The organism is Erwinia aphidicola, from assembly GCF_024169515.1.
Taxonomy (GTDB): domain Bacteria; phylum Pseudomonadota; class Gammaproteobacteria; order Enterobacterales; family Enterobacteriaceae; genus Erwinia; species Erwinia aphidicola.
In genome coordinates this window covers 15,971-31,960 of record NZ_JAMKCQ010000002.1, presented here as the reverse complement: position 1 = coordinate 31,960, position 15,990 = coordinate 15,971, and the positions used below count along the sequence as shown (strand labels likewise).

Annotated in this window: 12 protein-coding genes and 2 pseudogenes; 10 read left to right on the top strand and 4 right to left on the bottom strand. The window is 48.8% G+C overall.

The genetic code is table 11. The features are described from left to right. Positions 1-16: 16 nt before the first annotated feature. From J2Y91_RS22195 to J2Y91_RS22170, 7 genes and pseudogenes are all read left to right on the top strand, one after another. A complete protein-coding gene (locus J2Y91_RS22195; protein WP_133625154.1) occupies positions 17-658 on the top strand; it encodes a recombinase family protein in 642 nt (213 codons plus the stop codon). 21 nt (positions 659-679) lie between these two features. Beyond that, the gene (locus J2Y91_RS22190; RefSeq protein WP_253539665.1) at positions 680-1,654 is read left to right on the top strand and encodes a hypothetical protein; all 975 of its coding nucleotides are present in this window, start codon (positions 680-682) and stop codon (positions 1,652-1,654) included. Positions 1,655-1,693: 39 nt separating this feature from the next. Continuing rightward, entirely contained in the window at positions 1,694-3,436 is a 1,743-nt protein-coding gene (locus tag J2Y91_RS22185; RefSeq protein ID WP_253539662.1) for a polysaccharide lyase family 8 super-sandwich domain-containing protein, read from the top strand. 352 nt (positions 3,437-3,788) lie between these two features. Further along, positions 3,789-3,903, top strand: a pseudogene (locus J2Y91_RS23145) (IS3 family transposase); the annotation flags it as partial. Between the two features lie 2 nt (positions 3,904-3,905). Next, a pseudogene (locus J2Y91_RS22180) lies at positions 3,906-4,088 on the top strand (IS3 family transposase); the annotation flags it as partial. An 895-nt stretch (positions 4,089-4,983) separates the two neighbouring features. Continuing rightward, the gene (locus J2Y91_RS22175; protein ID WP_133625156.1) at positions 4,984-5,841 is read left to right on the top strand and encodes a tyrosine-type recombinase/integrase; all 858 of its coding nucleotides are present in this window, start codon (positions 4,984-4,986) and stop codon (positions 5,839-5,841) included. Further along, entirely contained in the window at positions 5,841-6,530 is a 690-nt protein-coding gene (locus J2Y91_RS22170; protein ID WP_133625157.1) for a hypothetical protein, read from the top strand. The genes J2Y91_RS22175 and J2Y91_RS22170 overlap by 1 nt, the downstream gene beginning before the upstream one ends. 794 nt (positions 6,531-7,324) lie before the next feature. Here J2Y91_RS22170 and repE read toward each other — a convergent pair. Continuing rightward, complete coding sequence (gene repE, locus J2Y91_RS22165; protein ID WP_133625158.1) at positions 7,325-8,068, bottom strand: replication initiation protein RepE; 744 nt, start codon at positions 8,066-8,068, stop codon at positions 7,325-7,327. Between the two features lie 518 nt (positions 8,069-8,586). On the opposite strand from repE, the gene J2Y91_RS22160 reads away from it, so the two are divergent. Together J2Y91_RS22160 and J2Y91_RS22155 are read left to right on the top strand one after the other, a co-directional pair. Next, the gene (locus tag J2Y91_RS22160; protein WP_133625159.1) at positions 8,587-9,786 is read left to right on the top strand and encodes an AAA family ATPase; all 1,200 of its coding nucleotides are present in this window, start codon (positions 8,587-8,589) and stop codon (positions 9,784-9,786) included. Between the two features lie 8 nt (positions 9,787-9,794). After that, the gene (locus J2Y91_RS22155; protein ID WP_133625160.1) at positions 9,795-10,766 is read left to right on the top strand and encodes a ParB family protein; all 972 of its coding nucleotides are present in this window, start codon (positions 9,795-9,797) and stop codon (positions 10,764-10,766) included. 265 nt (positions 10,767-11,031) lie between these two features. On the opposite strand, the gene umuC is transcribed toward J2Y91_RS22155, so the two are convergent. Together umuC and umuD are read right to left on the bottom strand one after the other, a co-directional pair. Continuing rightward, positions 11,032-12,303, bottom strand: coding sequence for a translesion error-prone DNA polymerase V subunit UmuC (gene umuC / locus J2Y91_RS22150; RefSeq protein ID WP_133625161.1), 1,272 nt, complete (start codon positions 12,301-12,303; stop codon positions 11,032-11,034). 3 nt (positions 12,304-12,306) lie between these two features. Continuing rightward, on the bottom strand, positions 12,307-12,735 hold the full coding sequence (umuD, locus tag J2Y91_RS22145; RefSeq protein ID WP_133625162.1) for a translesion error-prone DNA polymerase V autoproteolytic subunit: 429 nt from the start codon (positions 12,733-12,735) through the stop codon (positions 12,307-12,309). 772 nt (positions 12,736-13,507) lie between these two features. On the opposite strand from umuD, the gene J2Y91_RS22140 reads away from it, so the two are divergent. Next, positions 13,508-14,176, top strand: coding sequence for a hypothetical protein (locus tag J2Y91_RS22140; RefSeq protein ID WP_133625163.1), 669 nt, complete (start codon positions 13,508-13,510; stop codon positions 14,174-14,176). A 32-nt stretch (positions 14,177-14,208) separates the two neighbouring features. On the opposite strand, the gene J2Y91_RS22135 is transcribed toward J2Y91_RS22140, so the two are convergent. Further along, positions 14,209-14,889, bottom strand: coding sequence for an RES family NAD+ phosphorylase (locus J2Y91_RS22135; protein ID WP_133625164.1), 681 nt, complete (start codon positions 14,887-14,889; stop codon positions 14,209-14,211). Positions 14,890-15,990: the final 1,101 nt, after the last annotated feature.

Genomic DNA, 15,990 nt, shown 5'->3' with positions numbered 1-15,990 from the left:
ATGATGTGGTGAAAAAATGTTCATCAGAGCTTATTTAAGGGCATCGACGGAAGATCAGTTCGCGGATCGGGCAAAAGAGATGCTGGAGTTGTTCGTCGAGGAACGGGGACATAAAATAGCCAGCTACTACCGGGAAAACATCAGCGGTACAAAACTTGACCGCCCGGAGCTGGGACGCTTACTGATGGACAGTCACCGCAATGATATTTTACTGGTCGAGCAGATAGACCGTCTTACCCGTCTCAGCAACAGCGACTGGATAACGCTGAAAAAGCAGATCGAACAACACGAGCTGCGGATTGTCAGCCTAGATATTCCCACCTCGTGGCAGGCGCTGTCAGATAAAGCCCCTTCACAGGCTGATCCGATCACCCGTGCCGTAATAGCTGCCATCAATAACATGCTTATCGACCTGATGGCGGCGATGTCGCATAAGGACTGGCTGAGCCGCAGCCAGCGCCAAAAGCAGGGAATTGAACGGGCCCATACGCTGGGTAAATACCGTGGAAAACAGGCCGATCACGAGCGGCACCAAAAAGTGCTATATTTCAGGAGAGTAAAAAAACTGAGCATCCGTGAAACAGCCGTCGCTACCGGATACAGCCTTTCTCAGATATGCCGTATACAGACATTATATCCGGAAGAGGGCAGTTCCTGAATTAATGAAAAGGATTATGCTATGAATGAAAAAACAGAATGGAAAGAAATCCCGGGGATGAATATTCAATCAGACAGAGATGCCGTGACAGGTGAGAAGATATGTGCTTTTGTTATAGATCCCCAAACAGATAAAATACTGGAAAGCAATATTTTCACGCCGAATGAGAATGAAACCGGACAATATACTTGGCCGATGAAACTGGCTGAAAAAATAAATGCAAACAGCATTAATATTCGCGCAGGTGAAATGGATGAGAATGGGAATATAACGCCTATTGGAAGCCAGTACAGAAACAAATTATGGACAAAGGAAAGCTCTGATCTGATTGTATATCCCACAAACTGTTTTCTCGATAGCTGGAAAAGTGATGGTGTTATTTCCTCAGAGGGACCAGTTATCCCCGGAATAAAAATAAATGTTTCGGTAAGTAGCCTAGGTTGTAATTTATTGTATGAAGAATTGGAATTTATTACTGATAATAAGACCTCATCAAGGTATGGCTGGCCATACTACTTATCTGACCACATAAACAAGAATAGTCTATTTTTGCGAGCAGGGGAGAAAAACATAGAAACAAAAAGAATAACCCCGCTACAGAGTAGTTATAGAAACGAAGTCTGGGTGCCAAATGGAAATAACTATACATATGAAATAAAATATGAAGCAAGCGGCAATATAACACATGATGCAGAAACAGTATACAACAATGCCCTTGCGATGTTGACTGCTGCTCAGCCCCCGTCAAAGGAGGTAATCGATGGGTGGCTTAATGGATTTAGCCAAGGAAAATTCAGCGACATATCATACCCAGGAACTAATGCAGGAAGTAATACATCCCCTTTGTATGACCATTTGAACAGAACGAAGCATATTGCAAATTATATTCATTACAATCCTGTTTCAGAAAATGATTTCTATTACACGTCAGCCGTCGAAGCAATACATTTTTATACCAGCCAGGACTTTAAGACCAGTAACTGGTGGGACAGGTAGATAGGACTTGCAAAAATCGTTTCAGAAACTCTAATAATATTGACAGAAAAAAATTCCCCACCACCCTTGAACGAGTGTATTAGTTATTTAAAGAGAACAACCAACACTTCTATGGGTCAAACAGGGGCTAACCAGGCAGACTTCGCATATATACAATTACTATGGTCCATGAGTGGATGGAGAAATGAAGGACTAACATCTTTCCTTAATGAAGCTTATGCAGCTTCGGATTCGATATCATCGCTATGTTTACCCGTTACCCGGCACGGCAAGGAGGACGGCGAAGGGATCAGTGTTGATAATTCATTCAGCCAGCATAACCCTCAGTCGGGTAAATACTCCCAGTTGTATGCAGGAAGTTATGGAACTGTACTGTTAGGCAACATATTCAAAACTCAGTCTGTTCTTTATGGTGTTTTTTCTCTGAATAAAGCAGCTATCCGAAGTCTTGAAGATTTCATCATAAACGGGATGGGCTGGTTCAGTTATGCCAGATTATATGATTTTCAGGTATGTGGCCGGGCAATCAGTCGGGGTATGAATGGTAGCAATGCTTTGGCTGGATGGTGCAGACAGCTTATGAATACCACTCCTGAGCATCCGGAAATGTTGCAGGAACTTATCCGCAGAGCTGATGGTGATGAGGGAAGTAACGATTACTACCTCGGGTGCAGGGCATACTGGGTTAATGATTATCTCGCAAAAATATCGGGGAAATATTGCCTGTGGGCAAAGGTAATATCTTCAAGAACTGTCGGCGGTGAGAGTGGCAATGGCGAGAATCTCAAAGGATATTACATGGGAAGCTGTAGCTATTTTATTATCAGGACTGGAAATGAATATCGAAACATACAACCACTATGGGAGTGGCAGCGTATTCCAGGCACAACCGTAGAGCAAGTCGATAATTTCAGTTACCCTCTGATTGACTGGGGCAACAACAACTGGGGAAGTGATGATTTTGCGGGTGTCATTAGTAATGGGGAGACAGGGATAGCCTCAATGATTCTTACCAGAAAAAACGTAAAAAATGCCAAGAAATCCGTTATAACGCTCCCAGGTAAGGATATATTCGCTGGTTCTTCGATTGACAATTCATCCGCTAACAATCCTGTGTACACAAGCGTCAATCAATGCAATCTGAATGGTGATGTGGATGTTTATTTTAATGACGGAACTCAAAAGCTTATCACTTTGGGAGGAAAAATAACATCTGATAAAATAGTTGAAGTTATTCACGATGGTTTTTCCTATTGTTTCCCAACCCCACAAGTTATCACAGTGCAGGTAGGGACCCAAACAGGTAGCTGGCGTGATATAAATAAAAATGAAAGTAATGAAATTATATCAGGTGAGATTTTTTCTGTCTGGATTGAACATGAAAAAGGTAACTCGACATCATACTACTATGAGATTACAAGTACAGAAGGGGAAACACCCGCACAAAAAACGCAGGCTATATATGATAATCTAGCTCATGTTATTACTGGTGATGATAAGAAATCCGTTGCCGCTGTAATTTTCACAAATAATGGTTACGACATTGTACTATCTAATGTTAAGTTCAAAGTTATGAACTCTCTTGCCGTTATCGCATCTGTAAGAGAAGACGGCATACTGGAAATAACTATTGCTGACTTGACGCAGAAAATGGAGAAAGCTGATTTGCTTTTCACATGGGGGGATGTGACATCTTTAAGGAGCTTTCCATTACCACAAGGTGATAATAAGGGGGAAAGTATTACTTACTTAGTTTCACCCGTCACCAAGTATGAACGATGAGGTAGTCTATTTTCTAAACATCAAAAACAGAGGCTGAACAGATTATGAGCGGGGATGTATAAATCTGTTCAGTGCTCTACCTGATGTCATAACTACCCCAACAATCGCGTCATGGCTCTGAGCGCTTAGAGCCCTTCTCTCATAAGGAATTTGATCCAAATACGAACGTCTCCCTCTACTAAACTGCCCCCCCTTCATGATCTACCTTCTTTTTGCAGTTAAAGTAGGATGGGTTCAAAAAACAGCTTTAACGTACAATAATTTTCGATATCCAAACTGACCCCTACCAAAACGGCCCACTCACTTTTAGAGATCTTCCCGCACACAGATTATGTCCCCTAAGGAGATCGCTATGCGTAAGATCCGATTCAATGAGCACCAGATCATCGCCGTACTGAAATAGTCGAAGCTGGCAGGACAAAAAAGTTCGATACCGCGAGGCCGCTATTTCCGAAGCCTGCTACTACATATGCACGACGCACTAACATGTGGACGACGTCTTTGGAATTTCAATTTCGTTGATATTTTTAACCGTGAAGCACTGGATATCGAATTTGACCTGAATATCCTGGTACAGCGGATCCTACGGGTGCTTGATAGAATATTAGCAAACCATGGATATCCGCTGGAAATGAGGTGGATGGATAACGGATCCTAACTTTATCCACCTGGATTAAAAACAAGAATATGATGGGTAATGTTTATAACCGAGCGGAGGGTGTTAATTCATTTAAAATAAATATTCTCAGTTGCTCTAATCGATAGTGTCCGTTTTTAAAGACGATGTTAAATAATTTCTTTCCGGATATTAAAGTGAAAACGTTGAGATCTTTGATAGATCAGAAGCTATTTGTCATCGAATTGCATTAGCCATGCGGGATTACTTCAGGTTTAACCAGGGTTTCAAAAAACTTTCAGCTTGTGTTTAGCTTACAAAAATTACAAATCGTCTATTTTACCAGAAGGGGATAATGCACTCATAACAGCGCTAAAGTCAGTGAATCTCAAGCTGGAAGGTAACCCTAATAGTTTAATTAAAGCTCTCAATGAATATAACCAGTTGATGACACAATAGAGTCCTGAAAATTTCACAAGTGAAAAATATGACAGGCTTTTTTCACTGAATACCAGTATCAAAGAGATGGTCAAACCAATCAGATCTCCAAGACCGCGCAGGTCAGCAATGAATCAAGCCGGTCAGTGACGCTTTACTGATGGATGGGGCATACAGCGTCAGGCAGTGGCCCCGTTTTCTGCTATTTACTGGTCCGCCAGGCATCCAGCGGAGAGTGCCTGGTGCCTTCCCCTGCGGCTCATTTCCCGGATTTTCCCATACCCATCAGGATGTTAACTTCTGGAATGACGGTTTTTCCACCACACATACCGCGCGTGTCTTAACAGACTCACCAGGTTATTCTCTGCATAGAGGAAAATAGCCTGGTAACGGCCGCGCGCCGGAAAGCCGGACGCTGATTTATTGAGGTCGGTTTTTCTTTACAGATGGGCGAAAATGGTGTCAACACCCGGACAATGCGGAGATTAAAAAATTGAGCAACTTACCCCGCGAAACTCAAAAGAATTCGCACAGCGCGATCGGCGCCGAAAACGTGCCGGCGGCGGCGCGCTACTTCGACTACGGCGCGGCGGTGGCGCTGCGAAACCTCGCGGCCGCGTTCGGCACCGCCATGCCGCGTTACCTGCTGGCGCCCGAGGTGGCCATCCTGCTGTCCCACGAGCCGGACCTGAAGAAGCGTCTGCTGATCGACACGTTCTGGAACACCGGCGGCCGCCTGAACGAGGTGCTGCCGCTGACGGCGGAAGATTTTGCGCTGGACGATGCGCACGGACAACCGCTGCTCTCGCCGTTTGTGGTGCTTCACACCCTGAAGCAGCGTACGGCAGCTGCTCGAACGCGGCGTCGCGGACGCCCGACCCGGGAAGAGCAGGCCGCGCTGCGCGAGGCCGAAGCCAGCCCGCCGCGCGCCCTCCCCCTAACCGATCCTGCGTATGTGCAGAGACTGCGCGAATACCTTGCCACCGTGCAGCCGAAAAAGGGCGAGCGCATCTGGGACGTGAGCAGTCCCGACACCGTCCGTACCTGGATACGGCAGGCGGTGATGGCGGCGCAGCGCGGCGGGGCAACTTTTACGGTTCGGCCGATCACCACGAAGACGTTCAGGGACTCGTTTGCGATGCACCTGGTGCAGCACGGGGTGCCGAAGAAAGTGATACAGGCGATGATGGGGCACAAGGATGAGAAGAGCACCGAGTGGTACACCCAGGTGCTGGCGCTCGACGTCACCCGCCAGCTGGGGGTGCGGTTCTCGATGGACGCTGGCGACGCGCGTGCGCTGCTGCTGCCGTCAGGTGCCGCAGGGATAACAAACGCAAGGGATGAGTATTGATGACGGCAGAAGCAGCTGAAACCGTTTTTACCGCATGGCCCGTGGTGGCCGCTGCCGTGACCGTCACCGGCGGTCTGCTGGTCGTGATACTGACCCACCACTTTACCCGCCGGCGTGAGTTGCAGATGCTGGAAGAAAAACGGCGGCGGGAGAAGGAAGACGCCGTAGAGAAGCGCGAGGCTGAGTTCCGCTATATCAGCACCGAGCTGATCTTCAGGCTGGAAGAGTTTGCACAGAAGTGTGCCCTGGTGGCGGCAGATTACGGTGTTGCTCTGCGGGAAGATGCTGAACTGGTCGCGAGCGTCTCCGAACCCGAGCTGATGCTTGAAGATATTGACGGGGAGTGGAAGTCTGTTCCGCCCGAATTACTTTATTTCATTCGTGAGCTGCCGGTGCGCCTGAGAGCTGTCGGGCCTGTTCTTGATGAAGTTTACGATAATCTCTGGGATCCCCCTGAGAATGGCCCCTGGTTTGATGAGAGGCAAAAGCAGTATGCACGGATCGGCCTGAGCGCCATCCGTCTGGCGCGCAGGCTGCGCAGGCTGGGTGGATACCCGGAGACACGGCTTGCTGGCGGGCCACATTCTGCCATGCAGGTGATGTGGAAGGTCTACCGGCGTGAGCTTCGGCACAGGCAAATCATCAACCTTGCCACAAACGTGAGCAGGCAGGCATCAGAAGTCAGCTAAGGGTTGCTCTGGCCTCCAGTTCAGGCTACAGGCTTATTCATTTCTGGATCGTGTACTTGCCTTCGTTGGCACCGGCCAGCTTTTCTCAAACGTGACAAACTACCCTCACCAGGATTGGCCATAACATAATAGTAGTCTGTCATCGCGGGGCTGACTGCTGTGACAACCCGCCATCAGTATTCTGACAGGAAGGTTATCTCCATGATTCGCATTAGACCGTGACAAGTTGCTCTCAGTAAAATGTGATGCCATCACCCTATCCTCGTGTTCATGTTGTGACAAATTGCCCTCATAGCCACAGCGCTGTGTACCTGACTTCCTGACAGGCACTTAAAAGTTCTCACTTAATAATGAAGCCCTGTCGTCGTTCATCAGGTTCAGGTGTGACAAACTGCCCCTGCAGTAATGCCAGATTTCAGAATCTGGCAGAAATGACGGCATGCTGTGAGGGTTGCTGAACTCTGTTCAGCCTGACGTATCCCACTTTCCAGTTCTGTGGGAACATCAGTCAGTGATTCGTCCTGTGACAATCTGCCCTCTTCTTCTCGATGAATATCTCTAACCATGAAGATAAAGCCCGGGTGCAGGTGTGACAAACTGCACTTACCGGGAGCAGTGTTGAGAGATCAGTTTCAGAGTGTTGGTAAATGGAACTGCTTCAGGAAGAGCATCAAATGCGACAATCTGTATTGGTGCAGCACAGAACAGTCGTTATGGGGCAATATCTGATTTGCCGTGGCGAAGACGGAATGTCCTGACATGGCGACACGGAAAACAGAACTGAGTGCCGGATGTCACACTTCGGTAAATGAAAAGATGATGTGGGTGGTCAGTCGTCCTGATTTCTTTTCGATATAGCTTACCGTTAACGGAGTGCGGCGATTGATTTCTTCGACTACCGGGATCAGGAATCTGCGTCGAAAATCGGGCATGCGGGTATAACTCTGTGGCAACTGATAGCGCTCAATCATCCATTCAATACCCAGTATGACGGTACCGTATGTCTTGTCGCCCCGGTACTGACAAAGAGACTCGTAGAGTCGCATAGCATAGGGACTGGTTATCTCGCGGGTTTCTCCCAGGCGGAACTGGGTAAAACGGTTCTGCAATCCGACAAAGTAAGGGATCAGATACGGGTTCAGATGAACGCTGTAGAGACCTCGTGCAGGGCTGTGCGAACGTTTGATAAACCAGGGAAAAGACTCGTAGCCCTTTTCATCTCCCTTATCCTCTTCTGGCCGGTAAAACACGACTTCTTTACCGACAAAATTCTTCAGGGCGTTACGAATATCTTTACTTGCTTCTGCAGAGGTCAGCCCGAAGGTTTTTGCATAGTGGGCTACGGCAATTTCGCACTTACCGTCGTGGAAATCTTCGCTACCTGGGGTTTCAGTTCTGCGGATCTGGTCAACAAACAAATAGAGCATGCGTTTCTGATCACGAGACAAACTGTAAGCGGCCTCCGTCAGTTCATTTGACTGCACGATGCGCTGACCCACTTTTCTGGGTTTATCGGCCAGTAGTATTTCAGTGGTCATCGGGTGTCATTTGCTCCGGTGTCGTGACAAGTTTTAAGGTTGTCACGCTGTCATAAACTTGTCAATAACTCTATGTTTTTAAAGATAGTTAAGGGCAATTTGTCACACTGTTGAGGGCGAATTGTCTCAGCTTAACCCGGTTTTGAGGGCAGTCTGTCACAGCATCAGGGCATTTTGTCACGTTAACTTCTTTACAGGCCGCGTCAGCTCTGGGCTGAGAGCCGGCTAAAAAGGTTTAAAAACAATATAAAAAGATCTCTTAAAAATATGAGCTGTATATGTGGATAAATACGCCTCCCCGGAGACTAACGCGCCTTCGGCTTGTTCAACCTGAGACAGAACCATAAACCATTATGGTTCTGTCTCAGGTTCATTATTTAAACCCAGCTGTCTTACCCTCAGCCTTTCAGCACGCTGAGGAATCATCCTCATGCAATATTTATAAGCAAATGTTGATTTTTAGATTCATATGCAGGATTATTGATTTTATGGTAATTTCCTACATAAAAGGATATTCAATGAGTACTGAATCACATCAGGCTGAAAAGATAGCGGTTCGCGCAGGAAAGATGCTTACGGCCTTAACAGACCAGATACAAGCTCAGAAACAGGAATTCAGTGAAGACAGATACTTTCAGGTTTATGCTAAAGCTGCACTGTCCAAGCTGCCAAAGCTTACCCGGGCTAACGTTGATTATGCAGTGAGTGAGATGGAAGAAAATGGTTATGTTTTTGATAAACGTTCGGCGGGTTCGTCTACAAAATATGCCATGACCATTCAGAATATTATCGATATTTATCATCACCGCGGCGTACCCAAGTACCGGGATCGTCATTCGGAGGCACTGACCGTATTTATCGGCAATCTGAAGGGCGGTGTATCCAAAACTGTATCAACAGTGTCCCTCGCGCACGCTATGCGCGCTCACCCTCACCTTCTGCACGAAGATTTACGAATTCTTGTGGTTGACCTCGATCCGCAGTCTTCTGCCACCATGTTTCTGAATCATACTCGCGCCGTGGGCATGGTTGACACAACATCCGCGCAGGCAATGCTACAGAACGTCAGTCGGGAAGAACTGATTGAAGAGTTCATTGTGCCTTCGGTTGTTCCTGGCGTGGATGTGTTACCCGCTTCAATTGACGATGCTTTCATTGCATCAGGATGGGAACAGCTGTGCCTTGAACATCTTCCAGGACAGAACCCGCATGCTGTATTAAGACAAAACATCGTTGAAAAGCTTGAGCACGATTATGATTTCATTTTCATAGACAGCGGTCCTCATCTTGATGCTTTCCTGAACAATGCCATAGCAGCTGCTGATGTTCTTATGACACCGGTCCCGCCAGCTCAGGTGGACTTCCACTCAACGCTTAAATATCTCACCAGATTGCCAGAACTGGTCAGCATTATTGAGTCATCAGGATGTGAATGTCGTCTTCTGGCAAACATTGGATTTATGTCGAAGTTGTCTAATAAAGCCGACCATAAAATGTGTCACAGCCTCGCAAAAGAAATTTTCGGTGGCGACATGCTTGATGCTGCTTTACCCCGCCTCGATGGGTTTGAAAGATGCGGAGAGTCGTTTGATACGGTGATTTCTGCTAACCCTTCAACCTATGTTGGAAGCAGTGAGGCCCTTAAAAACGCACGCGCGGCGGCAGAAGATTTTGCAAAGGCAGCCTTTGACCGTCTTGAATTTATCCGGGTTAACTGAGGTATTGTATGAGTAAATCACGACCTACTATTGGACGCACATTCAACTCACCTGTTCTTAAAAGCGAACCATCTGCTGAAGAGTTCCAGCAAATATTTACTCTGACCTCTGGCAGAAAAGTGCGTTTTACGCTTATCAGGGTATCTGCGCCTGATGTTGAACGAACTACATTTGTGGTGCTTGAAAATAATGGTCGCGACCAGTCAGCACTGACCGCTGAATCGCTCAAAGACATTACCCGGACCATCAGGTTACAGCAGTTTTTCCCGGCTATTGGCGTCAGAAAAAATGACGTTATTGAGATCCTTGATGGCTCACGTCGCCGCGCATCAGCGATTCTCAGCAAATGCGGGCTGGATGTTCTGACTACTGATGAGAACCTGACGCCGGCTGAAGCACGTGCACTGGCAAAAGATATTCAGACTGCTCGAGAACATAACCTTCGTGAGGTTGGGTTGAGACTGCAGACCTTGAAGAATAGCGGTATGTCCCAGAAGGACATTGCAGAAGCTGAAAATCTGTCCCAGGCCACTGTTACAAGAGCACTTCAGGCAGCAAGCGTTCCCCTGGAACTTATATCAGTCTTCCCGGTGCAGGCCATGCTTTCGTTTGCTGATTATAAGTCACTGCTGAGCATTGAGGAGATCCTGTCCGTTAAAGGGATTGAATTATCTGAGTTGATATCAAACCTTAGTGAGGTTTTCAGGGGCATCTGCGATGATTCATCACTTGCTGATGATGAGGTAAAGAACAAACTCATCGCGGAAATTCGAAAAGAGGCGTTGGTTATAGGCTCTTCATCGGTCAAAGACAAAACGGTCACTACGGCAATCTGGAAGTTCGAAGATAAAAACCGTTACGCGCGAAAGAAAACAAAAGGCCGGATGTTCAGCTATGAATTTAACAGACTTTCTCCCGAGCTTCAGACCGCAATAGACGAGGCGCTTGAGAAAATACTCTCTGATCATCTTGAAAAATGATTTGTTCTCCATCTGTTTTTCATGCCTAACTATATGATTAATTGGTTTTTCCTCTGGAAATTTCAAGGTGAAATCTCCAGAGGAAACCGCCATTACCTGGATATCAAACCTGCTATCAACATTTTTCATGCTTCATTTTTGAGAAAACTCTCCACCCAAATTTCATACCTAACTTATTGAATATAAATATTTTCATCAAAGAATTTCAGGGTGAAATCTCCATGCTTTTCATCATCCGAATGGTTTTTTTGCACGCCAATTCCAGCTAAAGTCTGGCGACTGGAATGTCTTTCCAGCGGGTTGTCCATGCAGGTGAAAGCATCTCACGTTTCATCTGCCATTCCGGGGCAGTGCCCTGACCGGCAAACCACAATCTACCCAGTCCCGAATTATTGACCTTGTCCAGAACGGACATCAGCTGAGCACTGGCAGGACGGGGAGGGGAATTGTCAAACAATGCCAGCTGGGCCATTGAGCCCGAACTGAAATCACCCAGCATCACACCGGCCTTTGCATAGCGGTGTCCATCGCGCCAGATATGTTCGAGACCCCGCATGGCCGCCGCAATAATGTCCCGGGTATCCTGAGTGGCCACCGTCAGCTTTTCCCCTGCCACGTTGCCGTAGTAGGGTTCGCCCTGGGCGAAGGGTGAGGTTTTAATAAAGGCGGAAATATGCTGACAATACTGGCCTTCCTGGCGTAATTTTTCCGCCGCACGCTCCGCATGTTTGCAGACAGCCTGACGCATATTTTCAAGCGTGGTGACCCGTTCACCAAAGCTGCGGCTGCAGACGATCTGCTGTTTCGTTGGTGGGACTTCTTCCAGCGCAATACATGACTCACCGGCCAGTTCGCGCACCGTTCGCTCAAGCACAACGCTGAAATGCTTCCTGATAAAGGCAGGGTTGCTGCGCGCCAGGTCGAGTGCGCTGATGATACCCATGGCGTTCAGTTGCTTGCTGAGCCGGTGCCCAACGCCCCAGACCTCCTCAACGGGCTGGTGAGACAGCAGTTTTTCCGTGCGTGCAGGATTTCCCGTGGTCAGTGCCAGTACTCCCCTGAACTGAGGCCATTCTTTGCCCGCCCATTGCGCCGACTTTGCCAGTGTTTTTGTCGGTCCCATTCCGACACCCACCGTAAGGCCGGTGACTGCTTTTACACGAGCCCGAACCTGACGGCCAAAATCCTCGAATGCCATCACCCGGTCTATGCCGGTAATCCCAAGAAACATCTCATCAATACTGTACTGCTCCACGGCGGGGGAAAGCTCTTCAAGTGCCGACATGACGCGCTGGCTCATGTCGTGGTAGAGCGAGTAATTTGATGAGAATACATGTAGTTGTGAGCTGTAGGACTGCGATTTTATCTGGAACCAGGGTTGGCCCATTTTGATGCCCAGTGTTTTACTTTCTACCGATCTTGCGATCACACATCCATCGTTGTTACTCAAAACGATAACAGGTTTGTCTTTCAAATCCGGTCGGAACACCTTTTCGCAGGACGCATAGAAACTGTTGACGTCAGCCAGCGCAAACATGGTTTACCCCCGTGTGGCGTGAAGAAACCAGGTCACCACACCGAATATTTCCAGCGCGTCCGGTTCCGGGTAGATAGTGGAGAATGAGGTGTTCATCGGTTGCAGTGCCAGACAGGGGCGAAGCTGCAGAACTTTGACGGTGAACTCCCCATCCACGGCGGCAATCACGATGTCTCCGTGAGCGGGCTTCTCCGACTTGTCGACGACGAGAAGGTCTCCATCCTTTATGCCGGCGTCAGTCATGCTATGACCAGAGGCTCTGACAAAATACGTGCTGCTGCGGTGGCGTATGCACAGGTCATTCAGGTCGAGCATCTCCTCGACGTAATCCTGAGCCGGGCTTGGAAACCCAGCAGGGCAGGTTCCTCCAAAGAGGGGGATTTGGAGTGTCTCTGTGGGCAAAGACGGTGGAGTGAGGAAAATCAGCGGCATAATAGATTCCAATAATACTGTATTTATATACAGTATATCGCAAAGAATAATTTTGCCAGTGATTTACAATACGCTGCCCCGGTGGTTAGCCGAACCACAGGCTGGAAGTCGAATCAGGCTAAAATCTGCGACTTGGTCGCGGCGCTTGCCGCATTGCCTGCAGCGCCCGGTGCGTCTCCTGCGCACGCTGAGTCCGACGCGGAGTTGATAATAAGGTGGTTGATTTTTAATCATCTGTGGGGTGCGTTACCGACTCGGCGTACAGGGCGGGTCTCCTGTGGAGACTCTGCTTTATCCACAGCGCTCAGGGCGAGTTATCCACGCATTTTGTGGACAGCATCTCCGCCTGTCTCTCCTCATTTTTCCTTATCTGATCCTGCATCATCGGCACGCCGCCTTAACTGGGATGGCTATGCGTATGGCTGGGGCGGTGTCGTGGTGATGCCCCTTCTGAACATAGAAAAGAACAGAACAAAGGAGACGAACTTAAAGGCCGGGGGACTGGTTCTTAGCCACGCACCACATAGATGGAGGTGCGTGTTATGTTAGAGCCAGTGATAGTAATACTTAACTTTGCTGCGGCAGCATTGCAGCTTATCAACTGGTTCCGCTAAGGCTCCGGAATCGGGTGCGAACCCGGTAAAACATCAAAGTTTATAGCCGTCCTTCGGGGCGGCTTTTTTGCTCTTACCTTTAGTGCAGTGTGTATTTCTTGTGCATGTTAACGATTTCAATTACTATGTATTAAGTGTAATCGTTAAGGAGGTTTCTCATGAACACCGTTCAGGAAAAACACCACGTTCAGAAATACCCGGATAATCAGGCTGCGGCGCTTCGCCTGGAAAGCTTTGCGGAAGAACTGGCGCAGGATATGCGTGCCGGTTCAACGTCCGTCACTCAGAATACTATGGGGCAGACCGATGCGCTGTTTGCCATAGACGCTATCGTTCAGTTCATGCAGCAGCGGGCGCTGAACGCCATGACGCCTGAAAAGAAGAAACTGCTCCGCCGTAAGGTGAGTAAGGCAAAATTCCTGCAGACCGTTGAACAGGACGGGGGGGCGTATACCTCCGCTGAAACGGCTGAACAGCTGGGTTGCTCAAAAGTCACCGTTAAGAACAAGAAGGACGCGCACAAGCTGCTGGCGCTGAATATGGACGGCGAATTCTGTTACCCGGTCTTCCAGTTCACCGGTGATGCCGATGTCTCTGAAAACGGCGTGCTGAAAGGTGTGCCGGAGCTGCTGGCGCAGCTGCAGGGAATGAGCGACCGCATGCAATACTCGTTCTTCCTGGAAGAGCGCACCACGCCGCTTAATGGCCTGAAGCCTGCAGGGCGTACATACACCGTGGCCGGGCTGCTCAAAGAGGGGCCGGATGCGGTTCTTATGGCGGAAATTCACCGCCTTGCCCGCCTGTACGGGAAGCAGGACGCGGCATAATGAAGGGGGGCGGTGCCCCCCTTTAGTACGTTTTACTCTTCTACCGGAATGCCCAGTTCGTACGTCATAATTTCCGCCGCGTCTCTGCCCTGATGCTCAAACTCGCTGAGACGGACCTGAGCCTGCGTCCTGGCCATGCCGCTGCCGCCGGGGGCATCATGCCAGAGCGCGTAACACGTTTCTGTGGTCACGTTGGACGCGAACTCGATGCCGTTAAGTCCCGCCGCGTGCGCCTGCGTTGCCAGCGCCTGCGTCACCTGTCTGGATGCGGTGGTCAGCTCATGGAGCGTGACGTCCGTTTTCATGACCAGCTGTGACGTCTGCAGTAGCCTGATCTCTCTCTCTGTCACCAGGCTACCCATGACGTAGCGTTCAAGATCGGACTCGGTCATGCCCTTGCTCTTCTGAAACACCTCTTTCATCGCAGTGCGGGGCTGAACGGCCGCGTACATCGTCCCGTTCTCTCCGTCCGACAGTCCGTAACGCGTATCCGAGCCGTTACGATTGAAAAAGGCGCTGTTACCGCCATGTTCGCCCTCCTGCAGTCGATACATACTGCTGCCTGCAGGAAGGGGACTGCTGCATGATCTCAGCACTGTGTCTGTCAGCGCGTTGATTTTTACAAGCGTCACGGTGTCCCGAGCGGACTGCTCCGGGCTGGATTCCTGACCGATGGCCAGACTAGCGTCGTCGTCGTGTTTTACTCCTGTCATCGATTTTATCTCCTGAAAATTGTTCCGGATTCTCGTAAGCCATAGGCTTAACCTCCACTGATTGATGATCTGCCCGGTAATCTGTCCCCGGGACGTTTTCCCCTGACTGCGGGGAGGTAAATTCTATAGGGATCATGAACGTGAGTAACCTGCTTCCTGATGTATTCGCGTCAGGAGCCGTGAAGCGTTCCCGGCAGATGCGGGTAATCAACAGGAAAATTGTGAACGGGGGGTGACACCTTTTGTGCGTTACTTTTCGGGGCAGCAGGCCGTCAGGCTTCTTTCAGCACGAAGGTATCAAGAATACAGGGGCGGGTAATCTTGTAAGTCTGGAAGGTCAACACGTCAGGTGATAGCTTATGCTGGCCAGCCAAAAGCTGCGGGCTTTTTCATTGTCTGATAAAGTTTTCGATCTAACCAAAGCCCCGGTTTATAAGGGCTGCGGGCGGGGTGGACTACGAAATCTGAAAATCCTATATGTTGTATGGTTGCATCTCAGAAGCACTATATCTAGGATAGGCGTACAGAACGGAAGGCTGATTTTTTCAGTGATTTCAGGTGGTAGGGGTTAAAGCGCAGAAACAAAAAAAACCGCAATTAAGCGGTTTCTTGTAAAAGAGTGGCATCACTGTTCAGGAAATGCCTCTCTTGGGAAAACTCCGGTTCTCAGGCTGAAGTATTCCAGGCGCTGAAAGCGATTTTGCGATCGCTTCACAGACAACTACTCCTGAAAATGAGTATACGTGCACATTATGCAGATTCAACAATTTTGTTTGCATGGTTTTTAGGGCGCAAAAAAACAGCCTTACTATTCTGCGATTCTATTTTGTGATTTTTACGGTCGTACCGCCAGGATTCTCAGCCTGGAACCGGTGATGCTGGAACGGCCAATGCTAATCCCCGCTTCACAGACAACTACTCCTTGTTGTCAGTAACCTGATGTTCTGCCGGTGCGGCCATCAGGAGCGGGTTCTTGTGGGAACGACGATGAACCGACAATCTACTGTACTGATTGCGCTTCTCCTGGCCCTGAGTGTGATGCATCCCGGAAGTGACGGGTGGTCTGTTAAGACCACGATTCACTCCCAGGTCACAATCAGC